A 20,400-nucleotide genomic window follows, 5' to 3' on the forward strand; every position below is an offset into this window, starting at 1 on the left:
TCCCCCGACCGGCGGGCCTGCTCTCTACGGGCGCTGAATTCCGGACGAGTCGCCTTTGCTTATGATCATCTAGATTGGCGAGTTCATGCAAAGTCAATCTTGAAGCCACGGGTCAGGTAAGCTTGAGACTATTCCCGCTGCGGTGTGGCGGCCACGCAACGTCAGGCGCCTGGACCCCTTGGCCCTGTGAAAACCGGGTATGGTTCCGCATTAGGAGTCGTCGGGCTTCGCCGGCGTGATTATATGGAGGCCAAACGAGCTGTCCCCCATGCGCTTTCCGCCTGCTTTCCTCGACGAGATCCGCGACCGCGTGCCGATTTCTTCGGTGATCGGCCAGCGCGTCGCGTGGGACAGGAAGAAGACTAACGCGCCGCGCGGCGACTATTGGGCCTGCTGTCCCTTCCATGGCGAGAAGAGCCCGTCCTTCCACTGCGAGGACAAGAAGGGCCGCTACCATTGCTTCGGCTGCTCGGTTTCGGGCGACCATTTCAAGTTCCTGACCGAACTTGACGGGATGAGCTTTCCTGAAGCGGTTGAGAAGATCGCCGACATGGCCGGCGTGCCGATGCCGGTTCGCGATGCCCAGGAGGAGCGGCGCGAAAAGGAACGCGCCAGCCTGACTGACGTCATGGAGATGGCGACGGCGTTCTTCCAGGAACGGCTGCAGGGACCGGAAGGGGCAAAGGCCCGCGCCTATCTGCGCGACCGGGGGCTGACACCGGCGACGCAGCAGTCTTTCCGCCTCGGCTATGCCCCCGACAGCCGCAATGCGCTGAAGGAGCATCTTGCCGCCAAGGGTGTTCCCAAGGCCGACATCGAGGCGTGCGGGCTGGTGCGCCATGGCGACGACGTCCCGGTTTCCTACGATTGGTTCCGCGACCGCATCATGTTCCCGATCCCGGATTCCAGGGGCAAGATCATCGCCTTCGGCGGGCGGGCACTGGCGCCGGATGCGCCGGCCAAATACATGAACTCGCCCGATACGGAGCTCTTCCACAAAGGCAACGTGCTCTACAATTTCGCCCGTGCGCGCCAAGCGCTCGGAAAGGGGGCGCTGGCCAAGGGCGGCACGGTCATTGCCGTAGAGGGCTACATGGATGTGATCGCGCTGGCGCAGGCCGGCTTCGAAAACGTGGTGGCGCCGCTCGGCACCGCGTTAACTGAAAACCAGCTCGAACTTCTATGGCGCATGGCTGGCGAGCCGGTGCTGTGCTTCGACGGCGACCAGGCCGGGTTGAAGGCAGCGTGGCGCGCCGCCGACATGGCGCTGCCGGCGGTCCAGGCAGGCCGCTCCGTGCGCTTCGCCCTGCTGCCGGAGGGCAAGGATCCCGACGATCTGGTCAAGGGTGACGGGCCGGATGCGTTCCGCGCCGTGCTTTCCGAGGCACGGCCGCTGGCCGACCTCTTGTGGATGCGCGAGACCGCCGGCGGCATCTTCGACACGCCAGAACGGCGGGCGGAGCTCGAAAAGACGCTACGCGAACTGACCAGCCGCATCCGCGACGAGAGCCTTCGTTACCACTACCAACAGGAAATGCGCGAGCGCGTGCAGAGCTTCTTCGGTGCCCAGCGCGGACGCCAGGGACGTCAGGACGGACGGCCCGGTGAGCGCTTCCCGGGCAGGGTCTCAGCACCCGGCGGACAGTTTGCACGTGGCGGCAATGCCGGTGGGCGCACCGCGATCACCGAAAGCCTCGGCCGCTCGGCGCTGGTCAAACGCGGCGGCGAGGGCATGTCGGTGCGCGAGGCGACGATCATTGCGGCCCTCGTCAACCATCCCGTGCTGATCGACGAGAATTTCGCCCATGTCGAGTTCCTCGATCTCGCCAATTCCGATCTGAAGCGGCTGCATGCGGCCATCCTCGACGCCATGGCGCACGATATGGCCAACAACCGCGAGGCTGTAATCGCGACGATCGAGCGGGCCGGCTGCGGTGAGATCTGGCAGCGCGCGGTGGCGCTGATCAAGCGTGCGCGGCAATGGCCGGCGCTGGAAACGGCAGCACTCGACGATGCTCGCGATGCGTTCAGCCAAGCTCTCCACTTGCAGCGCAGCGCGCGCACCTTACATAAGGAGCTGAAGCAGGCGGAAGCAGCGCTCGCCAGCGATCCCACGGACGAAAATTACCGGCACCTGGTCGAAATCCAGGCGCAATTTCGTGATGTGCAGGCAACGGAAGCGCTGATTGAAGGGTTTGGCGTATCGTCGGGCAGAGCTGGGCGCGTTTAGATCGAAGCCTCCAGAAGACTGAAATGTAAGGACGTGCTTGCGCGTTGAATCAAGCGTGCGGTGCTCTAAGTCGGGTAATTGATTCGCTTTTTTCATGCGAATCATGCGAGAGGCGCTTGACCTTCCGGCAGAATGGCGGAATCAGGTCGATTCGAAACGTTAACCCGCCCCGGCATCGACGGGAATGCAGCGATGTAAGGTACTGATCACTGGACAGGCAGTCAGCTTGCCACAGATATCAGGGTTAATCTGGACTTAACGAGAGATGCAGTTACTGGCCCGGTAAAGCGCGTTCTGGAAAGAGCGCATCCAATTTGACCGGACCGGCAGCTTACGCGGCTTTGATACTCAGCCGCTTGGAGAAAATAAAGACTATGGCGACAAAAGAAAAGGAAGAAGTCGAGACCGAACGCGAGGCCGCGACCGATGGCCCTCTGCTCGACCTTTCCGACGATGCTGTCAAGAAGATGATCAAGGCCGCCAAGAAGCGCGGTTATGTCACCATGGACGAGCTGAATTCGGTGCTGCCCTCGGAGGAAGTGACCTCCGAGCAGATCGAGGACACGATGGCCATGCTTTCCGACATGGGCATCAACGTGGTCGAGGACGACGAGCAGGGCGAGGAGCCCGAAGCCGCCGACACCGCCGCTGACGCCGAGGAAGACGCCAACGAGCTGGCCGAGCAGACCGGCACCGCCGTCGCCGCCACCACGACCAAGAAAGAGCCGACCGACCGCACCGACGATCCGGTCCGCATGTATCTGCGCGAGATGGGCTCAGTCGAGCTTCTGTCGCGCGAGGGCGAAATCGCGATCGCCAAACGCATCGAGGCCGGCCGCGAGACGATGATCGCAGGCCTGTGCGAAAGCCCACTGACTTTCCAGGCCATCATCATCTGGCGTGACGAGCTCAACGAATCGAAGATTCTGCTGCGCGAGATCATCGATCTTGAAGCGACCTATGCCGGGCCGGAGGCCAAGCAGGCGCCGGTTGTCGAGCGTATCGAGGAAGCCAAGACCGAGGAAAAGTCGCGCCGTTCGCGCGAGGACGAGGACGACATTACCAATGTCGGCGGCGACACGCGTGGCCTGGTGGACGACGACGAGGAAGACGATGACGAGGCGAGCCTGTCGCTGGCGGCGATGGAAGCGGAACTGCGCCCGCAGGTGATGGAGACGCTCGACGTCATTGCCGACACCTACAAGAAACTGCGCAAGCTGCAGGACCAGCAGGTCGAGAACCGGCTGGCTGCCGCGGGCACGCTGTCGCCCAGCCAGGACCGCCGGCTGAAGGAATTGAAGGACCAGCTGATCAAGGCGGTGAAGTCGCTGTCCTTGAACACGGCGCGCATCGAGGCGCTGGTCGAGCAGCTCTACGACATCAACAAGCGCCTGGTGCAGAACGAAGGCAAGCTGCTCAGGCTGGCCGAAAGCTATGGCGTGCGCCGCGAGGAATTCCTCAAGGAATATCAGGGCTCGGAGCTCGATCCCAACTGGACGCGCTCGATCGGCAATCTGACCTCGCGCGGCTGGAAGGAATTCACCAAGAACGAGAAGGACGCCATCCGCGACCTGCGCGCCGAGATCCAGAACCTCGCCACCGAGACGGCGATTTCGATCCAGGAATTTCGCAAGATCGTCAACCAGGTGCAGAAGGGCGAGCGCGAAGCCGCGATCGCCAAGAAGGAAATGGTCGAGGCCAATCTGCGCCTCGTCATCTCCATCGCCAAGAAATATACCAATCGCGGCCTGCAGTTCCTCGACCTGATCCAGGAAGGCAATATTGGCCTGATGAAGGCGGTCGACAAATTCGAATACCGCCGCGGCTACAAGTTCTCGACCTACGCGACGTGGTGGATCCGGCAGGCGATCACCCGTTCGATCGCCGACCAGGCGCGCACCATCCGCATTCCGGTGCACATGATCGAAACGATCAACAAGATCGTGCGCACCTCGCGCCAGATGCTGCATGAGATCGGCCGTGAGCCGACGCCGGAAGAACTGGCGGAAAAGCTCGCCATGCCGCTGGAAAAAGTGCGCAAGGTGCTGAAGATCGCCAAGGAGCCGATCTCGCTCGAAACGCCGGTCGGCGACGAGGAGGATTCGCATCTGGGCGACTTCATCGAGGACAAGATGGCGATTCTGCCGATCGACGCGGCGATCCAGGCCAATTTGCGCGAGACGACGACGCGCGTGCTGGCCTCGCTGACGCCGCGCGAAGAGCGCGTGCTCAGAATGCGCTTCGGCATCGGCATGAACACCGACCACACGCTTGAAGAGGTCGGCCAGCAGTTCTCGGTCACCCGCGAGCGCATCCGCCAGATCGAAGCCAAGGCGCTGCGCAAGCTCAAGCACCCGAGCCGGTCGCGCAAGCTCAGAAGCTTCCTCGACAGCTGAGGCCGGGTGACGGATAAGCAGTTTAAAGGGCGCCGGTGGCGCCCTTTTCCGTTTGGACACAGGCGATCACGATTGGACGCGCCGCTCTTGCGGGTCGCGCCCTACGAGAGGATAATTCCGCGACGGACGCATTCTCTGGGCGACAAACCCGGATGCCCGCCCCGGCGGTTAGACGCCGTGCTCCGTGGCACCGGAGGGAGGTGTGCCATGACAACTTACATCGTGCTGATCAACTGGACGGAGCAAGGCGCCAAAAATGTGCGCGAATCGCCGAAGCGGCTCGATGCCGCCAAGAAGCTGCTGGGAGACATGGGCGGCTCCTTCAAGGCATTTTATCTCACCATGGGGGATTGTGACATGGTGGCCGTGCTCGAAGCGCCCGACGATGCTGTCCTGGCTCGTTTCTCGCTGATGCTGGCGACGGGCGGAAACGTCAGGACGCGGACACTCAAGGCTTTCCCCGAGGATGCCTATCGCGAGATCATCACCTCGCTCGGCTGAGCCGCGGCGCCTGAAGCGCGTCGCGCTGAACGGCCCTTGCGACGCGCTTTAGGCTCTTCTTTTTATGCATGTCGTTATCGTAAAACCGCTGCGTACCCTTTGGGCGACCTGGATCAGCGAAGCCGGCCATTCCGCCGGTATCGTATCACGTTGCGGCGCAACGGCATTTCTCGGATAATCCGTGCGTGTCCTCTGGTGCCGTTTCGAAACATGGCCAAGCCTCTGCTGACTGTCTGGTACAATACGCGCTGTCCGGTCTGCGATGCCGGCATCAGCCGGCAGAAGCGGCGGCTGATCGGGGCGGTCAAGGCCGGGCGGATCGAATTTCGCGACATCAATGCCGAACCGGCGGCGCTGGCCGGGTACGGCATCGGCCTGGAGGACATCCGGCGCAGGCTGCATGCGATCGACGCCGACGGCAAATTGCTGGTCGGCGCCGATGTTGCCATTGCTGTATGGCGCACGACGCCCGGCGAAGGCTGGCTCGCAACGCTGTTCGGCAATCCCGGCGCACTGCCGTTGACGCGCTATGGCTATGATCGCTTTGCCGATCTGCTCTATGCCTGGAACCGGCGCAAAGGCCGCTGGTAACGGGTATTATTCGCTCCGCACCGAAACGTCCGGAGATTGTTTCCGGGCCTTTCGCGTGCCCTGCTATCGAGCCACGGGCTCGCAAAGCCAGCCAACGATGCGGCGCACCGCCGGCAGCACTAGCAGCAGCGTCGGCCAGCCAGGACAGGCCTCAAGCCGTCAGCCAAGTGGCCACATGTCGGGCTGGAAGCCAAGGCTTTTCAGTGTCGAGATGAACGACACGATGAACGTCGTCAACAACGACAGCACCAGCGGGCCGAGCACGGCGGCATAGCGCACAGGCAGCCTGCTGCGCGGGGTTTTCATGGTCATTTGGATTTCCCTGAAGCATCCGGTTCGTCGCCTTGCACCCATTCGCCGGTATTGTCGGCGTAACTGCCCGGAACGACCGGGGTGGATGCGTTGCTTCACGTCAGACGCTTACGGAGCGGCCTTCGGCCCTCATGCACCGTCTAGCTGCCCTCGCTGGCGAAATCAATCCTGCTGGTGCCATTTTCAGATACATCGTAAGATATATCTTGACTCGGCCGTGGCGGGCACTTAGTTGAGATATATCGTAAGACATAACTCAAGGAGCAGACAATGCACAAAGACAATCATTTCAGTCGTCACCGTTTCGGCGAACGCGCCGAGCGCGTCTTCATGCATATGGCCGGCAAGTTCGGCGGACGTGGCGGCGGCTTTGGCCCGTTCGGGCATGGCATGAGAGGCGGCGGACGCGGCGGGCCGGGCGACATGTTCCGCGCCGGGCGCATGCTGGCCGACGGCGATCTCAAGCTGATCACGCTGTCGCTGCTGGCCGAGGCGCCGCGGCACGGCTACGACATCATCAAGGCGCTGGAGGAGCGCACCAGCGGCGTCTACAGCCCGAGCCCCGGCGTGGTCTATCCGACGCTGACCTTCCTGGAGGAGGCCGGCTACGCCGTTTCTGCGGCGGAAGGCAACAAGAAGGTGTTTTCAATCACCGAGGCTGGGCAGGCGCACCTCAACGAAAATCGCGAGATGATCGACCACGTGCTCGAACATCTCGAGCGCTTCGGCCGCAAGATGGCCAAGGCGCGCGACTGGTTCGGCTGGAACGATGACGGCGACGGTGGCCGGCGCGGCCGCGGCCGCTCGGAAAAGCGCGACGAGTTTCGCGCCGTGCGCCACCGGCTACGCGCCGCGCTCGGCGAGATCGTCGATGCGCCTGAAGCAAAGCAGGCCGAGGCAATCAGCATATTGGAAGCTGCCGCGGAAGCCCTGGAAGCACTGACGCGCGACTGACCTCTAACGGCAAGCCGCAGGCGGCCCTTGCCGGTCCAGCCAAGGACCGGTACTGAAAATCATCCTGCGTCGCGCTATGTGGTGCAGGATGATTGCCGTTGGAGGATACCCCATGTCTTTTCTGAAGCGTCTTTTCGGCGGAGGCAACGAAGCCGCCGAGCCAAAGACAGCGGCGCCTGTAAAGCAGATCGAGCACAAGGGATTTTTGATCAGCGCCACGCCCTACAAGGCGGAGGGCCAGTACCAGACCTGCGGCGTGGTTTCGAAAGAGATCGACGGCGTGATGAAGGAGCACAAATTCATCCGCGCCGACCGCTTTGCCGGGCTTGATGATGCCGTCGACATCTCGATCAAAAAGGGCATCCAGCTGGTCGACGAGCAAGGCGAAAAGATCTTCGGATAGATCGGCTACTACAGCCTTGGGTCGATTGGCTCGCTTTCCAACGCCAGCACGGCGAAGACACACTCGTGAACCCGGCGTAGCGGCTGCTTGGCGACAAATCGCGTTAGCGCTTCGTGGCCAAGCGCGAACTCCCGGAGCGCCAGGCTGCGCTTGCCGGCCAGGCCGCGTTCTCGGAGGCGGACGAGATTGTCGGGTGCATCATATTCGGGACCATAGATGATGCGCAAATATTCCGGGCCGCGGACCTTCAGCGCCGGCTGGATGAGCCCCTTCTTGCCACGGCTGACGAAGTCGCGTGGTTTGACCACCATGCCTTCGCCGCCTGAGCCGGTCAGTGCTTCCCACCAGGCGACGGCCTCGGCACACGCACTGCCGTCGGCGAGGTCAACCATACGCCATCGAGTCGGCGTGACCACGCCGCCACGGGCAGCCAGACGGTCCGCGAGCGACATGTGCCAGACATGGTCCTGGTCAAACCAAACACGTCCCTCGCTGGCCAGCAGGTGGAAAGGCGCGGCCTTAAGGTCCGCGACGCCCGAAACTGGCCATACGTAGGGCGCCCAGGCGGTGGCGTATTTGGCTGCGCGGACGGCCCGGTCTTCAAGGCGTGCGTTCAGGCCGGCTGCATCGACGCCGCGCGCCATCGCACGGGCCAGCGCCTCGTTGCTGGCCTTGAAACCGGCGGCAGAGGATATCGCCACAGGCGCATACTGGCTTTCGATCAGACTGCCGGCCTTGGCCGACCAAGGCATTATCTCGGCGTCCAGCAGCAGCCAGTCGCTGTTCAATTCCTTCCACAGATCCGCCGCGTCGACCTCGGTGCGAAGACGGGCGAGCAGGTCCTCCGTCATGGCACTGTCATTGAAAAAGGAGCGTCCGGTGCGGGTCCAGATTGCGCCGGTTTCGTCGCCAGGGACCCCGAAGCGGCTGCGTGCCGCCTGCGCGTTCCGGCAGAGCGCGATCACTGCCCGCGAACCCATGTGCTTCTCCTCGCACACGATCTGCGCAACGCCGCGCTCGCGGAAGTAAGCGAAGGCATCCTCCGGACGTTCCAGCCAGCCGTCCTGGCTGCTGGTCTCGGACGGCGACATGGTCGGCGGCAGATAGATCAGCCATTGCGGCGAGAGCGCGAAGCGGCTCATCACCTCCAGTGCTGCCGACGCGTTCTCCTCGGCCACGACAATCCGGCCCCTCAGTCCGGTCTCGATCCAACGGCGACCGGAGACATCCTGATAATCGAGCACGCCGTCGGCGTCGGCCTGTGCCGATTTACCGGGACCGGACCCGCCCAGCGGACGTATCGGCTCCGACCAGGTCTGGATTGCCGGCACCTCGACCAGTTCGCGTTCCGGCCAGCGCAAGGCCGTCAGCTTGCCGCCGAATACGCATCCGGTGTCGATGCACAGGGTGTTGTTGACCCATTCGGCCGATAGCGTGGGCGTATGTCCATAGATAATGGCCGTCTTGCCACGATAGGCCGCAGCCCAGTCGGCACGGACGGGCAGCCCGAACTCGTCGGTCTCGCCTGTGGTCTCGCCGTACAGAGCGAACTCGCGCACAGCGCCTGAACCGCGTCCGATCATCTCTTCCTTGAGGCCGGCATGGGCGACGGCGAGGCCTCCGCCATCGAGCCAGACATGGCTGCGCAGGCCGTCGAGAAAGGCCGGCAGCGCCTCGCGCAGGCCTCGGTCCTGTGCAGTTAGCTGATCGAGAGTCTGCTGGAGGCCGTGAGCGACAGTGACCTTGCGGCCTTCTAGCCAGCGGCTGAGTTTGCGTTCATGGTTGCCCTGGACACAGTAAGCCGTTCCAGCCGCGACCATGCTCACGGCAATGCGCAGCACGTCGGGCGAGTTGGGGCCGCGATCGACGAGGTCGCCGACAAAGACGATCTTGCGGCCCTCTGGTGGAACCACGGTGACCGTTCGGTCGCCCTGATACTCAGACCAGGCGACGCTGTAGCCCAGTCGAGCGAGCAGGATATGAAGCTCATCCGAACAGCCGTGGATGTCGCCAATGATATCGAACGGGCCATGGTCGTCGCGCTTATCGGTCCACAGCGGCTGTCGCGACACCTCGGCCGCGTCGATGCTGGCCTCGCTGGTAAGCTTCCAGACTTGGCGGAAGCCCTCGCGTTGGAGGCCCCCAAGACCCTTGCGGACCTCGGTTGTCATGCGCTGGGCGACCCCGGCGCCGAACTGCCGGTCGGCTCGCACCGCATTGCGTGCGACGCACACCTCGACGCCTGGATCGAGGACCACGGCGACGGGCAAAGCGTGCCACTTGCGCGCCAGCTCAATCCAGGGCTTGCGGTCGGCGGCTCGCACATTGGTGGCATCGATGACGGCCAGCCTGCGGTGTTTGAGCCGCTTGCCGGCTATTTCGCGAACCAGATCGAAGGCATCCGCAGAGACGTCCTGGTCGGTTTCGTCGTCGGAGATCAGCGCCCGGCACTGGTCCGAGGAGATAATCTCAGTCGTCAGGAAATGCTTGGTGGCGAAAGTCGACTTGCCCGATCCGGTCGAGCCGATCAGCACGACGAGGGCGAAGTCAGGAATGGTGAGGTTGGTCTTATCAGGTTCTCTCATCGGGTGAACACTGCCATCTGGGTGGGGGCGCCGAGGGTCGGGTCCTCGGCTCCGATACCGCTGAAGGTGGCTGCATAGCCATAGATCTCGCCGATTTTGGCCGCCCAGGCTTGGAACTGAGCCCGGCTCCATTCGAAACGGTGATCGGGATGGCGAAATGCGCCAGGGACCAGTCTTGGAAACAGAGCGTTGTAGTCCGCATTCGGAGTGGTCACGATGACGGATTTGGGCGCCGTCTCACCGAAAACGATGCGTTCGACCAGGGGCAGCCTGTCCTCGTCGAGATGCTCGATGACCTCGACCAGAACGGCGACGTCGGCTGCGGCCCAACGGCTGTCGCGGTAGGTCAGCGATCCATGCAGCAGCGTGACCCGGCCCTCGGGCGGCCCGCCTAATTCGTTCAGCTTGAGACGCTTTGCGGCCCATTCCAGTTCGCGCGCCGCCGGATCCAGACCGAACAGCTTGTGGATCCATCGCTCGCGCACCAGCCTGTCGAGCAGCTTGCCTTCACCGCATCCCAGGTCCGCAACAGTGGTTCCTCCCGTCGCCCGAATGGCGTGGACAACTGCGTCCATGCGCAGATCGTTGAGCCGGATAGGCGTCTCCAGCGCTTCCTCGGGCGTAACGCGCGGCTCGGCAGGTTGTGCCTCGCCAGCCGTCTCGGGAGCCAGCCGCTCCAGGGCGATGCGGGCCAAAGCCCGGCGATTGCCCAGATAGCGGCGCACGATCAGGTCTTTGGCCGGATGGTTTTCCAGCCAGCCTTCGCCTTTGGACAGCAGCTTGTCGATCTCTGCTTCGCCGACCCAGTAATGCTTGGCATCGTCCATCACTGGGATCAGCACATAGAGGTGGTTCAACAAGGCGCTGAGCCGGCCCGTGCCGGTCAGCTTCAGATGGCCGTATCGGGGCTCGCCCGCAGCACCCCCGATTCCTTCGATTGGCGTCAGATCGACTGTCCAGCCCAAGGGTTCGAACAAACTTCGAACCAGAACCTCACCGCCGCGCATTGGCAGTGGCGTAACCACGGCTTCCAGCGGCAGTTCGCTGTCGGCCAGTTCCTGGCGCTCCTTCGATGTACCGGTCATCGCCGTCCGCAGCATTTTGTTCAGCGCTACCGACAGGAAGGATGATGCTGCGTAAGGCCGGTCGTTCACATATTGGTCGAGCAGGCCTTCTGCCTGGCCCTTGCCCCGCACCAGTCCCACAGGATCGACATCGAGCAGGAGTGCAGCCTCGCAACGCTCTTCGGTTGCCTCGGGATAGAACAGCCACGCCTTGCCGAAAGACAGGTCGGTCTCGTGCAGGCGATCCGGATGCTTGTGCAGCAAGAAACCGAGATCGGTGGCCGGACGGTGCGTTGTGGCAACGGAAAGGAACATCCGCGACCGATAGCGCAGACAAGCGGAATAACCAATGGCGGTTGTGTGACCCACCACAATAGGTTGTCGCCAACGATAACAAGGGCAGGCGCCGGGCGCCTGCCCTTGTACAACTCAGACGATGCTGACGCTTTTACGCCGCGGTGGCGACGCGCTCGGCATTACCGGTCGCGGCCACAATGGCGTCGACCTTGGTCGAGGCCTTGGCCAGCGCTGCTGCCACCGCATCGGCGCCCATGCCGACTCCTTCGATGCGGATAACCTCGACATCGGTCATGCCGAGGAAGCCAAGCACGCTGCGCAGGTAGGGAATGGCGTGATCGAACTGCACGGCCGCACCTTCGGAATAGATGCCGCCCGAAGCCAGCACGATATAGACCTTCTTGCCGGTGACGAGGCCGTTGGGGCCGTTCTCGCCATAGGCAAAGCTCTTGCCGGAACGGGCAATGTGATCGACCCAGGACTTCAGCGTCGAGGAGATGTTGAAGTTGATGAAGCCGGTGGCGAGAATCACCGTATCGGCCGCGAACAGTTCATCCAGAACAACATCGGAAACGCCAACGACTTCAGCCTGGCGTGAGGTGCGCGCTTCGGCCGGCGTGTAGATGCCGGTCGCATAATCGGCATCGATGTGCGGCAACGGATTGGCGACGAGGTCGCGCACGACAAGCGTGTTCGACGGATCGGCGGCAACAAGCTTTTCAGCGAATTCAGTAGCAATACGGGTCGAGTGTGAGGCAGCGCCGCGCGGGCTCGATGTGACAAGAAGGATGGACATAATGGGGTCTCCAGGGTTGGATCAAAATCTCCCGGCAGATATGTGTGCGCAGACCCATTTGAAAAACTGGTATATTTTGTATATTATCCATCTAAAATGTGGATTGAACGATGCAACCGAACCCGACGCTTGACCAACTGCAGATCCTGGTTGCGGTGGCCGAGACCGGCAGCTTCTCGGCCGCCGGGCGCAAATTGAATCGCGCGCAATCGGTGATCAGCTACGCCATCGCCAACCTCGAAGCGCAGCTCGGGCTGAAGCTGTTCGAGCGCGAGGGCACGCGTGAACCGCAACTGACCGATGTCGGCAAGGCGACGCTGGAAGATGCGCGGCGCATGGTCGGCGTGCTGCAACGCATCCGCTCGCGTGTCGACGGATACCGGCAGGGATTGGAGGCGGAAGTGACGCTGTCGGTCGACGTGACGCTACCGTCGCCGGTGCTGGTTCGGGTGCTAAAGGCATTCGAGGCGCAGTTCCCGGCCGTGACGCTGCGTCTGCATATTGGCTCGCTTGGCCTTATCCTCGATCATGTTGTCGGCGGACAGGCCGATCTCGGCATCGGGGGGCTTCTGGGTGAGACGGACGTGAATCTGCTTCGCATCGGCTTCTTCTCCCTGGTGCCAGCCGCAGCGCCTGATCACCCGCTGGCGCTGCTGCCGAGACCAGTGGCGCTAGAGGATGTCCGCGAACACATCCAACTGGTCGTCTCGGACCAGTCCGAGCGTACGCGCGGGCGTGACTATGGCGTCTTCGCCTACCGCACCTGGCGGCTGACGGATGTGCGCACCAAGCACGTGCTGATGCGCGAGGGGCTGGGCTGGGGCGGGCTGCCGCGATGGCTGATCGCCGATGATCTGGCGAACGGCCGGCTCGTCGAACTCGATCTCGAGCCTTACAGCGAAGTCCGCTCGCCGCTCTATGCCATGCACCGCGCCGATCGCAGCCCGAAACCGGCGGCCGCCTGGCTGATCGACCAGTTCAAGCGCCAGCTAGGCTGTTTCAACGAGTTCGAACCGGGTGAGATACCTGAGGGGCAGCCGGAGACAGGCCGTCGATCAGCGGCATGAGAACGGCGCGATAGTCCTCGATCGATGCTCCAGTTTCGATGGCGAGCGCTGCGCGGTCGAAGGCGGCTGCGAGCAACGCGGTCAGTGCTTCCACAGGCAGTCTCGTCATGGAGTGCGAGCGCATCGCAGCAACAAGGCCTTCGCGCAGCGAACGGTTGCCATGGCGATTGTCGATCGCATCCATGGCGGCGCGGCCGAGCACGGCCGGGCCGTCAAGCAGCAAGAGCCGCGTACGGCCGGGGGCACGCATGGCAGCCAGATAGGCATCCGAGCCGGCAATCAGCGCATCGAGGGCAAATAGCGAAGGCGGCGACGCGCGTTCGATCTCTTCCGAGACGGCTTGCGCCTCCTGTTCGACCACAGCGGCAAACAACGCCTGCTTGTCGGCAAAGTGATGATAGAGCGCGCCGCGCGTGACGCCGGCAGCGACGACGATCTCGGGTGTGCCGGTCTCGGCATAGGACTTTTCGGTGAACAGTTTGCGAGCCGCGGCGATGAGCTCGGCGCGTGTCGCCGCTGTGCGATCACGGTTGGAGCGACGAGCGGATCCTTGCTGCATACATGCAGCCTGTATGTTAATTCCATTTACCTGCAGACTGTATGTTATTTGCCGGGAGAAGGAAAGATGAGGACGACGAGCTATTATCCGGTGCTGATGACGAGCGACGTTGCCGGCACGGCAGCCTTTTATGTTGCGCATTTCGGCTTCAAGCCGCTGTTTGAGGCCGACTGGTACGTGCATTTGCGCTCGGCCGAAGACCGTCGCGCCAACCTCGGCATCGTCCAGGGCGATCATGAGACGATCCCGGAGGAAGGGCGGGACCGCACATCTGGCCTGCTGATCAATTTCGAGGTCAGGGATCCGGATGCCATCTATAAGCGGATCACCGCCGCTGGCCTGCCGATCCTGCGAACGCTACGCGACGAACCCTTCGGCCAGCGTCATTTCATCACCAGGGATCCCAACGGCGTGCTGATCGACGTGATCAGGCCGATCCCGCCGAGCCCAGAATTTATGGCGCAATATGGGCAGGGTGCTGCGGCGCGCTAACTCGCCCGCGCCAACGGCATCACGGTGACCTGAGTAATGCCGGAGCGGCGCACCACCGTGCACAGTGTCTCGCGGCCGATGCGCTCGGCGTCGAGCATGCGCACCAGATCGTCGACGCCGGTGACCGGGCGGCCGTCGATGGCGGCAATAATGTCGCCTTCCCTGAGGCCGGCTTTGGCCGCCGGGCTGTTCTTTTCGACGGTGCGCAGGCGCACCGCCGTGCTGCTCGATACTTGCGACAAAAGGGCTGCGCGGCGCGGCAGGTTGGTGGTGTCGGCGGAAACGCCGATGAAGGCACGGCGCACACGGCCGAAGCGGATGATTTCCGAGATGACGAAATTGGCGGTGTTGGAGGCAACCGCGAAGGCGATGCCTTGCGCACCGTGGATCATCGCGGTGTTAACGCCGATCACCTCGCCAGCCGAGGACACCAGCGGTCCGCCAGAATTGCCGGGGTTGAGCGCGGCGTCGGTCTGGATGACGTCGTCGATCAGCCGGCCGGTGGAGGCACGCATCGAGCGGCCGAGTGCCGAGACGACGCCAGCGGTGACGGTCCATTCGAAGCCGAGCGGATTGCCGATGGCAATAGCAATCTGGCCGCGCCTCAATCGCTTGGAATCGCCAAGCGGCGCGACGTCCGCAAAGTTGCCGTCGGCGCGCACCAGCGCAATGTCGGTGTCGGGATCGCGGCCGAGCACGCGGCCTTCCCTGGAGGCGCCGTCCGGCATTGACACGCGTACGCTGCGCGCATCGCCGACGACGTGGAAGTTGGTGACGGCCAGCCCGTCCTGCGCGATGACGAAGCCGGAGCCATGGCCACCCGGGCCGCCGATGCGCTCGATGCGGCAGACGGCGGGCCCGATGCGGTCGACTGCATCGGCGACCGTCGCCGAATAGGCATCGAGAAGGGCATCGTCATATTGCAATTGCTGGGCGGGCAGGGCCATCCGAGGGCTCCGTTTGGAACAAGATGAACAATGCCTATATGTGCGGAGCGGCCGGACCGGCCGCGACCTGACCAGATGGCCAGTCAAATGCCCAACTAGCCGTCAGGCGAGTATCCGCCAACGCCCTGCCGGGCGATATCTGGGTCACGAAGAACCCAGGAGACAAATCATGAGCGATTTCAATCTGAGCACGTTTTCCGACGCCATTGCCGACATCGCGGCAGCCGCGGCACCAGCGACGGCCAGCTTCGCGACGCACCACCGGACGTCAACTGCTTTCCACTGGCGGGACGGCTATTTCGTCACTGCCGAGGAGGCGGTCGAGGCCGGCGAGGAGATCGAGCTGACGTTTTCTTCGGGCGAAGCCGTCAAGGCGGAACTGGTCGGCCGCGACCCGTCCACCGGCACGGCCGTTTTGAAACCGGCCGGCGCGCCGGCCGCCCCGTCACTGGTAAAGGCGGATGCGGTGCGGCCGGGCAACCTGGTGGTCGTGGCGGGCAATAGCGACGGCACCTCGCTCGCTACCTTCGGCACGGTCGGCGAGGTCGGCCCGGCCTGGCGTTCAATGCGCGGTGGCACGATCGACCGGCGCATCAACCTTGCCGTCAATGCCGGCGGCCGTTTCGAGGGTGGCCCTGTGCTCGACGCCAAGGGCGGACTGATCGGCATGCTGCTGTTCGGGCCACGCCGGCGGGCGCTGGTCATGCCTTACGAAACGATCGAGCGGGCAGTCACGACGCTGCGCGAGAAGGGTCATGTGGCGCGCGGCTATCTTGGCGCCGGCCTGCATCCGGTCCGCAATGGTGATACACAGGGCGCCATGGTGATGAGTCTCGACGATAACGGGCCGGCGAAATCAGCTGGTCTCAGTCTCGGCGACATCATCGTGTCGTGGAACGCAGAGACGGTGCATGGCCCGCGCGAGCTGATCCGCAAGCTCGGGCCGGACAGCGCCGGTGCCTTGGTGACACTCGGCGTGGTGCGCGGCGGCGAGAATCGTGAGGTTTCCCTGACCATCGGTGAAAAGCCACTGAGCTGAGGGATAGATGGTAAGCGATGAGGTCGCTGGCAGACGGCTGACGGTGCTGATCGCGCTCGGTGACGCCGAGCGCACGCGAAGTCTGTCCGCCATTCTCGCCGCGACCGATGATCTGCGGCCGGTTCTGGCCGGCGAAGTCGACGGGCGTGAGGCGGCGGATGTCGCCATCGTCGATGATCATGGGCTACAAGGCGGGCTCGTCGACGCGGCTATGCCTCGCGTGCTGCTATCGTCGCGAGCGGCCCGCGAACGGCCGGCCGATACAGTGTTTGCCGTGCTGCCCGTGCAAGCGGACGAGTTGCTGATCGCCGCCGCCGCGCGGCTCGCGGCTGCGGGCTACCGGATTTCGCGTGACAGTCATGCTCTATCCGATCTGCATCACGATTTGACCTTCCATGGCAGCGACCGGTTCGAAGAGGAACCGACTGACGAGCATATCGTCCGGCCGACGCTTTCGCCGCGGGAAGGCGAGGTGCTGGCGCTGCTGGCCGAGGGCGCGCCCAACAAGGTCATCGCGCGACGGCTGAACATCTCCGTGCACACGGCGAAGTTCCACGTCGCTGCGATCCTGACGAAGCTCGGTGCCGCCAACCGCACCGACGCGATTGCCATCGCCATGCGGCAGGGCCTGGTGCTGGTCTAGTTCAGATTGTCTCAAGGCCGACGCAGCGTAACCCGCATGCGGTGTGTTGGGCCTTGCGCGGCGGTTCTCAGCCGCGCAAGGATCGTGTCTTTCATGTTGCAGGAAGGCGCAAGGATGTCGCTCAAGGGAAAGACGCTTTTCATCTCCGGCGGGTCGCGCGGCATCGGGCTGGCGATTGCGCTGCGCGCCGCGCGCGATGGCGCCAATGTGACGATCGCGGCCAAGACCGCCGAGCCGCATCCGAAGCTGCCCGGGACGATCTACACGGCGGCGCACGAGATCGAGCAGGCCGGCGGCAAGGCGCTGCCGGCGCTGTGCGACATTCGGGATGAAGAACAGGTCGCCGAGGCGGTCGCCAAGACCGTGGAGCGGTTCGGCGGCGTCGATATCTGCGTCAACAACGCCAGTGCCATCCAGCTCACCGGCACGTTGGAGACCGATATGAAGCGCTACGATCTGATGCACCAGATCAACACGCGCGGCACTTTTCTCGTCTCCAAAATGTGCATTCCGCACTTGAGGTTGGCGGAAAATCCTCACATCTTGAATCTGGCGCCGCCGCTCGACATGAAGGCCAAGTGGTTCAAGAACCATGTCGCCTACACGATGGCAAAGTTCGGCATGTCGATGTGCACGCTGGGCATGAGCGCCGAGTTCGCCAGGGACGGCATTGCGGTCAATTCGCTATGGCCGATCTCGACCATCGACACGGCGGCGGTGCGTAACCTCCTGGGCGGGGCGACGGTGGCGGCGATGAGCCGTTCGCCCGACATCATGGCCGATGCGGCATACGCCATCCTGGTCAGGCCGTCGCGTGAGGCGACCGGCAATTTCTATATTGACGAAGAAGTGCTGCGCGCTGAGGGCGTCAGCGATTTCTCGGCCTATGCGCCGGGCGCGACAGGCCCGCTCGCCGGCGACTTTTTTGTGCCGGACGAGGTGTTCGGCCGGACGGATACCAAAATCAAAGGTATCTACTGACGGAAAGTATCTAGACTAGCTGACAGGCATATCTCTTAGACGCGTGCTCAGTCTTCGGCTTTCTTGGCTTTGCCAAGACCCATCAGCCGGTCGATATAGGCAAGCATCAGTGCCGACAGAACGAAGGCCAGATGAATGATGGTCAGCCACATCAGCTGGTCGGTCGTGTAGGAGACCGAGTTCAGGAACACCTGCAAGAGGTGGATCGAGGAGATCGCTACGATTGTCGAGGCGACCTTGACCTTCAGCGAGCCGACATCGATCGTGCCCAGCCAATGCACCTTGCCGTCATTTTCATCGAAGCGGCTGACGAAGTTTTCGTAACCCGAGATGATCACCATCACCACCAGTGAGGCGACCAGCGCGGCATCGATGAGGCCGAGTATTTTCAGGATGGTGTCGGTGTCATCGAGGGTGAAGGCGACGGAGACGAACTCGAACAGCTTGTTGCCGAAGGACACGGCATAGATGGCAAGTGCCGCACCCAGTCCGAGATAGAAGGCGACCAGCAGCCAGCGCGAGGCGAGAATGATCGATTCGATGGCGAGTTCGAGGCGCTTCATGCGGCGATTCGGGCTCCGTTGTCGGAGTGCCGTATTTCGGGCAGGCTGCGGCGGTTTGCAAGGTTTCAAAAAACGAAACCCCGCCGGGGAGGGGAACCGGCGGGGCTCGTGTGTCCCGCTGGAGTCGGGACAGGGCAGGGAACGCCCTTTCCAGAATCTGGGATGGGTAACCGCGCGTTTCAAGATTGATGACCGCGCGATTCAATGGTTGATCAAATCGCGCGGTTCACATTGCGGTTTATTGGGCGCTGGCCACCGGCGCTACCAGGGGGGTAATCCGGCGGATGGCGACGCGGCGGTTCTCGCGGTTGGGTCCCGACGTGTTGACCTTGAGATACTCCTCGCCATAGCCCTGCGTCGTCAGGTTCTCCGGCGGGATGCCAAAGGCGTTGGTCAAGGCTTCGGCGACCGCCTCGGCGCGGCGGTCGGACAGAGCAAGGTTCGCTTCCGGTGTGCCGACAGCGTCGGTATGGCCCTCGATCAGGAAGCTCTCGGCCGGGTTTTTCTTCAGCAGCTTGTCCATGGCGTTGGCAACGCCCTCCAGCTTCTGGACCTCGGTGTCGGAAATCGAGGCCGAACCGAATTCGAAGTTGAGCGTGTCGAGGTCGATGCGGCGGGCGATGTCGCGCACGCGGGCCGAGCGCTTGACCTCGTCGATCGAATAGAGGCGCTGGACCCTCTCGACCGGCGGCCGTTCGAGGAAGGTGTAGTAGTCGTCCGGATCCTCGACCTCTTCGGAATCCAGAATGTATTCCTCTTGCGGGATGGTAAGGCGCATCGGCGGCAGGTCGTCGCCCGGGTCGCGCCAGTCTGCATCGTCGTCATAGTTCCGCTCGTCGACATAGCTCAGCACATATTCGCGGCCGTCGGGCGCGATGCGTGAACGCTGGATGACGTCGCCGTAGCGGTTGCGGATGGTGACGATCCGGACACCATTGTCACGCTCAACGATTTCCCGGGTGCGATCGCCCGACAGGTCCTCGTAATAGACATTCCTGGCGCCGCGGTGCATGCGCGGTGCATCACTGCTTTCGACGAACGTCTGGTTGTTGAACTGCAGGATAACGCGGTCGCCGAATTCCCTGACGACGTTGGCACCCTGGGGGCGCGGACGACGACGAACATCCTCGACGTCCGGCGCACGCTCGACGCGCTTGCCTTTTTCCTCGGTCACCGGAACGATCTTTTCAGGCTTGATCTCCCGCTGGGCTGCCCGGTCGTCGGTGGGTGGCGGCCCCTGATCGACCGGAGCCGGCTTCGGGGCTTCCACCTGGTTCTCGCCCTGCTGGGCGGGCTGGTTGCCCTGCTGCTTACCGGCATTTTGGCCGCGCTCCTTGCCACCCTTGCGCTTGCGCAAGACATCCTTCTGGCTGTCCAGAACAGGTGCCTCGTTCGGATTGGCCTGGGCTTCACCCTGGACCGGATTTTCCCCCTGGACCGGCGCGGCCTGGCCAGTCGAAGGCTGTTCGCCGGTCGAGGGCTGTTGCTCTCCTGTCACCGGCTGTTCGCCGACAGGCCTCTTGCCACGTTTCTTGATCTTGTCCTGGGGCTGTTCGCCCTGGACGGGAGCGGCCTGCCGCTCGATCGGAGCCGGTTGGGCCTGTGGGGTCGCTTCCTTATTGGTCGGCGCCGGCTGGCCTTCCGCCTCCGTGGCGGGTCCGGTCAATTCAGCAGGCTTCTTGCGCTTGCCCGGCTTTTGTCCGGGCTCGACAGTCGGAGCCTGTTCTGCCGGGGCAGCCTCGATCTGCTGGTTCTGTTTTTGCTTCTTCTTGCGCGGGTTGACGTTGGGCTGGTTGTCGTTTGCCGGCGCTGCCTGCTCGGCCGGTTGTTCCGATGGGGCCGCTTCGATCTGCTGCCGATTGCGCCGCTTCTTGCGGGGTTGCTCGGTCTCGGCCGGAGCGATCTGCTCGGCCGGAGCGGATTCTGTTTGCTGCTGCTGATTGCGCCGCTTCTTGCGGGGTTGCTCGGACTCGGCTGGAG

19 protein-coding genes are annotated in these 20,400 nt (G+C 63.3%); 11 read left to right on the forward strand and 8 right to left on the reverse strand.

The window, feature by feature from the left end; genetic code table 11:
- Positions 1-268 precede the first annotated feature (268 nt).
- The 4 genes from dnaG to NKH41_RS29575 all read left to right on the forward strand — a co-directional run bounded on the left by dnaG (position 269) and on the right by NKH41_RS29575 (position 5,718).
- Positions 269-2,230: a DNA primase gene (dnaG, locus tag NKH41_RS29560; RefSeq protein ID WP_352772046.1), complete on the forward strand. Its 1,962-nt coding sequence runs from the start codon at positions 269-271 to the stop codon at positions 2,228-2,230.
- 374 nt (positions 2,231-2,604) lie between these two features.
- The gene (gene rpoD / locus NKH41_RS29565; RefSeq protein ID WP_023678297.1) at positions 2,605-4,626 is read left to right on the forward strand and encodes an RNA polymerase sigma factor RpoD; all 2,022 of its coding nucleotides are present in this window, start codon (positions 2,605-2,607) and stop codon (positions 4,624-4,626) included.
- A gap of 207 nt (positions 4,627-4,833) precedes the next feature.
- Entirely contained in the window at positions 4,834-5,127 is a 294-nt protein-coding gene (locus NKH41_RS29570) for a GYD domain-containing protein (RefSeq protein ID WP_292658752.1), read from the forward strand.
- Between the two features lie 210 nt (positions 5,128-5,337).
- Positions 5,338-5,718: a thiol-disulfide oxidoreductase DCC family protein gene (locus NKH41_RS29575; RefSeq protein WP_352772045.1), complete on the forward strand. Its 381-nt coding sequence runs from the start codon at positions 5,338-5,340 to the stop codon at positions 5,716-5,718.
- 159 nt (positions 5,719-5,877) lie between these two features.
- Here the strand turns inward: NKH41_RS29575 and NKH41_RS29580 are convergent, their stop codons facing one another.
- On the reverse strand, positions 5,878-6,030 hold the full coding sequence (locus tag NKH41_RS29580; protein WP_352772044.1) for a DUF2798 domain-containing protein: 153 nt from the start codon (positions 6,028-6,030) through the stop codon (positions 5,878-5,880).
- Positions 6,031-6,300: 270 nt separating this feature from the next.
- Here NKH41_RS29580 and NKH41_RS29585 point away from each other — a divergent pair, with 270 nt between their 5' ends.
- Together NKH41_RS29585 and NKH41_RS29590 are read left to right on the forward strand one after the other, a co-directional pair.
- Positions 6,301-6,984, forward strand: coding sequence for a PadR family transcriptional regulator (locus tag NKH41_RS29585; protein WP_352772043.1), 684 nt, complete (start codon positions 6,301-6,303; stop codon positions 6,982-6,984).
- A gap of 112 nt (positions 6,985-7,096) precedes the next feature.
- Complete coding sequence (locus NKH41_RS29590) at positions 7,097-7,387, forward strand: HlyU family transcriptional regulator (protein WP_023719334.1); 291 nt, start codon at positions 7,097-7,099, stop codon at positions 7,385-7,387.
- Positions 7,388-7,395: 8 nt separating this feature from the next.
- On the opposite strand, the gene NKH41_RS29595 is transcribed toward NKH41_RS29590, so the two are convergent.
- From NKH41_RS29595 to NKH41_RS29605, 3 genes are all read right to left on the reverse strand, one after another.
- On the reverse strand, positions 7,396-9,972 hold the full coding sequence (locus tag NKH41_RS29595; protein WP_352772041.1) for a polynucleotide kinase-phosphatase: 2,577 nt from the start codon (positions 9,970-9,972) through the stop codon (positions 7,396-7,398).
- Complete coding sequence (locus tag NKH41_RS29600) at positions 9,969-11,351, reverse strand: 3' terminal RNA ribose 2'-O-methyltransferase Hen1 (protein WP_352772040.1); 1,383 nt, start codon at positions 11,349-11,351, stop codon at positions 9,969-9,971. Before NKH41_RS29600 ends, NKH41_RS29595 begins: the two co-directional genes overlap by 4 nt.
- A 133-nt stretch (positions 11,352-11,484) precedes the next feature.
- Entirely contained in the window at positions 11,485-12,129 is a 645-nt protein-coding gene (locus NKH41_RS29605; RefSeq protein WP_352772039.1) for an FMN-dependent NADH-azoreductase, read from the reverse strand.
- A 110-nt stretch (positions 12,130-12,239) separates the two neighbouring features.
- Here NKH41_RS29605 and NKH41_RS29610 point away from each other — a divergent pair, with 110 nt between their 5' ends.
- On the forward strand, positions 12,240-13,196 hold the full coding sequence (locus NKH41_RS29610; RefSeq protein ID WP_352935250.1) for a LysR family transcriptional regulator: 957 nt from the start codon (positions 12,240-12,242) through the stop codon (positions 13,194-13,196).
- Here the strand turns inward: NKH41_RS29610 and NKH41_RS29615 are convergent.
- The gene (locus tag NKH41_RS29615) at positions 13,129-13,755 is read right to left on the reverse strand and encodes a TetR/AcrR family transcriptional regulator (protein ID WP_352935253.1); all 627 of its coding nucleotides are present in this window, start codon (positions 13,753-13,755) and stop codon (positions 13,129-13,131) included. The two genes, NKH41_RS29610 and NKH41_RS29615, sit on opposite strands and share 68 nt — an antisense overlap.
- Before the next feature lie 66 nt (positions 13,756-13,821).
- Between NKH41_RS29615 and NKH41_RS29620 the strand changes: the two genes are divergently transcribed.
- Positions 13,822-14,247, forward strand: a complete 426-nt coding sequence (locus NKH41_RS29620; protein ID WP_352772036.1) for a VOC family protein — start codon at positions 13,822-13,824, stop codon at positions 14,245-14,247.
- Here the strand turns inward: NKH41_RS29620 and NKH41_RS29625 are convergent.
- A complete protein-coding gene (locus NKH41_RS29625) occupies positions 14,244-15,194 on the reverse strand; it encodes a S1C family serine protease (protein WP_352772035.1) in 951 nt (316 codons plus the stop codon). The two genes, NKH41_RS29620 and NKH41_RS29625, sit on opposite strands and share 4 nt — an antisense overlap.
- Before the next feature lie 169 nt (positions 15,195-15,363).
- On the opposite strand from NKH41_RS29625, the gene NKH41_RS29630 reads away from it, so the two are divergent.
- The 3 genes from NKH41_RS29630 (at position 15,364) to NKH41_RS29640 (ending at position 17,857) form a co-directional block, all read left to right on the forward strand.
- The gene (locus NKH41_RS29630; protein WP_352491489.1) at positions 15,364-16,233 is read left to right on the forward strand and encodes a S1C family serine protease; all 870 of its coding nucleotides are present in this window, start codon (positions 15,364-15,366) and stop codon (positions 16,231-16,233) included.
- Positions 16,234-16,240: 7 nt separating this feature from the next.
- The gene (locus NKH41_RS29635) at positions 16,241-16,876 is read left to right on the forward strand and encodes a helix-turn-helix transcriptional regulator (RefSeq protein ID WP_352772034.1); all 636 of its coding nucleotides are present in this window, start codon (positions 16,241-16,243) and stop codon (positions 16,874-16,876) included.
- 114 nt (positions 16,877-16,990) lie between these two features.
- Positions 16,991-17,857, forward strand: a complete 867-nt coding sequence (locus tag NKH41_RS29640; RefSeq protein WP_352473967.1) for an SDR family oxidoreductase — start codon at positions 16,991-16,993, stop codon at positions 17,855-17,857.
- Positions 17,858-17,904: 47 nt separating this feature from the next.
- Here the strand turns inward: NKH41_RS29640 and NKH41_RS29645 are convergent, their stop codons facing one another.
- Together NKH41_RS29645 and NKH41_RS29650 are read right to left on the reverse strand one after the other, a co-directional pair.
- Entirely contained in the window at positions 17,905-18,420 is a 516-nt protein-coding gene (locus NKH41_RS29645) for a TIGR00645 family protein (protein WP_352450730.1), read from the reverse strand.
- 238 nt (positions 18,421-18,658) lie between these two features.
- Positions 18,659-20,400 (reverse strand): OmpA family protein (locus tag NKH41_RS29650; RefSeq protein ID WP_352935257.1); only part of this gene is annotated, 1,742 nt, incomplete at its 5' end.

Source organism: Mesorhizobium sp. M1169, from assembly GCF_040318345.1.
In the GTDB taxonomy this organism is placed as follows: domain Bacteria; phylum Pseudomonadota; class Alphaproteobacteria; order Rhizobiales; family Rhizobiaceae; genus Mesorhizobium.

Excerpts from the sequence above, each read along its gene's own strand:
- dnaG (WP_352772046.1), top strand. The coding sequence starts at position 269 with ATGCGCTTTCCGCCTGCTTTCCTCGACGAGATCCGCGACCGCGTGCCG.
- rpoD (WP_023678297.1), top strand. The coding sequence starts at position 2,605 with ATGGCGACAAAAGAAAAGGAAGAAGTCGAGACCGAACGCGAGGCCGCG.
- NKH41_RS29570 (WP_292658752.1), top strand. The coding sequence starts at position 4,834 with ATGACAACTTACATCGTGCTGATCAACTGGACGGAGCAAGGCGCCAAA.
- NKH41_RS29575 (WP_352772045.1), top strand. The coding sequence starts at position 5,338 with ATGGCCAAGCCTCTGCTGACTGTCTGGTACAATACGCGCTGTCCGGTC.
- NKH41_RS29580 (WP_352772044.1), bottom strand. The coding sequence starts at position 6,030 with ATGACCATGAAAACCCCGCGCAGCAGGCTGCCTGTGCGCTATGCCGCC.
- NKH41_RS29585 (WP_352772043.1), top strand. The coding sequence starts at position 6,301 with ATGCACAAAGACAATCATTTCAGTCGTCACCGTTTCGGCGAACGCGCC.
- NKH41_RS29590 (WP_023719334.1), top strand. The coding sequence starts at position 7,097 with ATGTCTTTTCTGAAGCGTCTTTTCGGCGGAGGCAACGAAGCCGCCGAG.
- NKH41_RS29595 (WP_352772041.1), bottom strand. The coding sequence starts at position 9,972 with ATGAGAGAACCTGATAAGACCAACCTCACCATTCCTGACTTCGCCCTC.
- NKH41_RS29600 (WP_352772040.1), bottom strand. The coding sequence starts at position 11,351 with ATGTTCCTTTCCGTTGCCACAACGCACCGTCCGGCCACCGATCTCGGT.
- NKH41_RS29605 (WP_352772039.1), bottom strand. The coding sequence starts at position 12,129 with ATGTCCATCCTTCTTGTCACATCGAGCCCGCGCGGCGCTGCCTCACAC.
- NKH41_RS29610 (WP_352935250.1), top strand. The coding sequence starts at position 12,240 with ATGCAACCGAACCCGACGCTTGACCAACTGCAGATCCTGGTTGCGGTG.
- NKH41_RS29615 (WP_352935253.1), bottom strand. The coding sequence starts at position 13,755 with ATGCAGCAAGGATCCGCTCGTCGCTCCAACCGTGATCGCACAGCGGCG.
- NKH41_RS29620 (WP_352772036.1), top strand. The coding sequence starts at position 13,822 with ATGAGGACGACGAGCTATTATCCGGTGCTGATGACGAGCGACGTTGCC.
- NKH41_RS29625 (WP_352772035.1), bottom strand. The coding sequence starts at position 15,194 with ATGGCCCTGCCCGCCCAGCAATTGCAATATGACGATGCCCTTCTCGAT.
- NKH41_RS29630 (WP_352491489.1), top strand. The coding sequence starts at position 15,364 with ATGAGCGATTTCAATCTGAGCACGTTTTCCGACGCCATTGCCGACATC.
- NKH41_RS29635 (WP_352772034.1), top strand. The coding sequence starts at position 16,241 with ATGGTAAGCGATGAGGTCGCTGGCAGACGGCTGACGGTGCTGATCGCG.
- NKH41_RS29640 (WP_352473967.1), top strand. The coding sequence starts at position 16,991 with ATGTCGCTCAAGGGAAAGACGCTTTTCATCTCCGGCGGGTCGCGCGGC.
- NKH41_RS29645 (WP_352450730.1), bottom strand. The coding sequence starts at position 18,420 with ATGAAGCGCCTCGAACTCGCCATCGAATCGATCATTCTCGCCTCGCGC.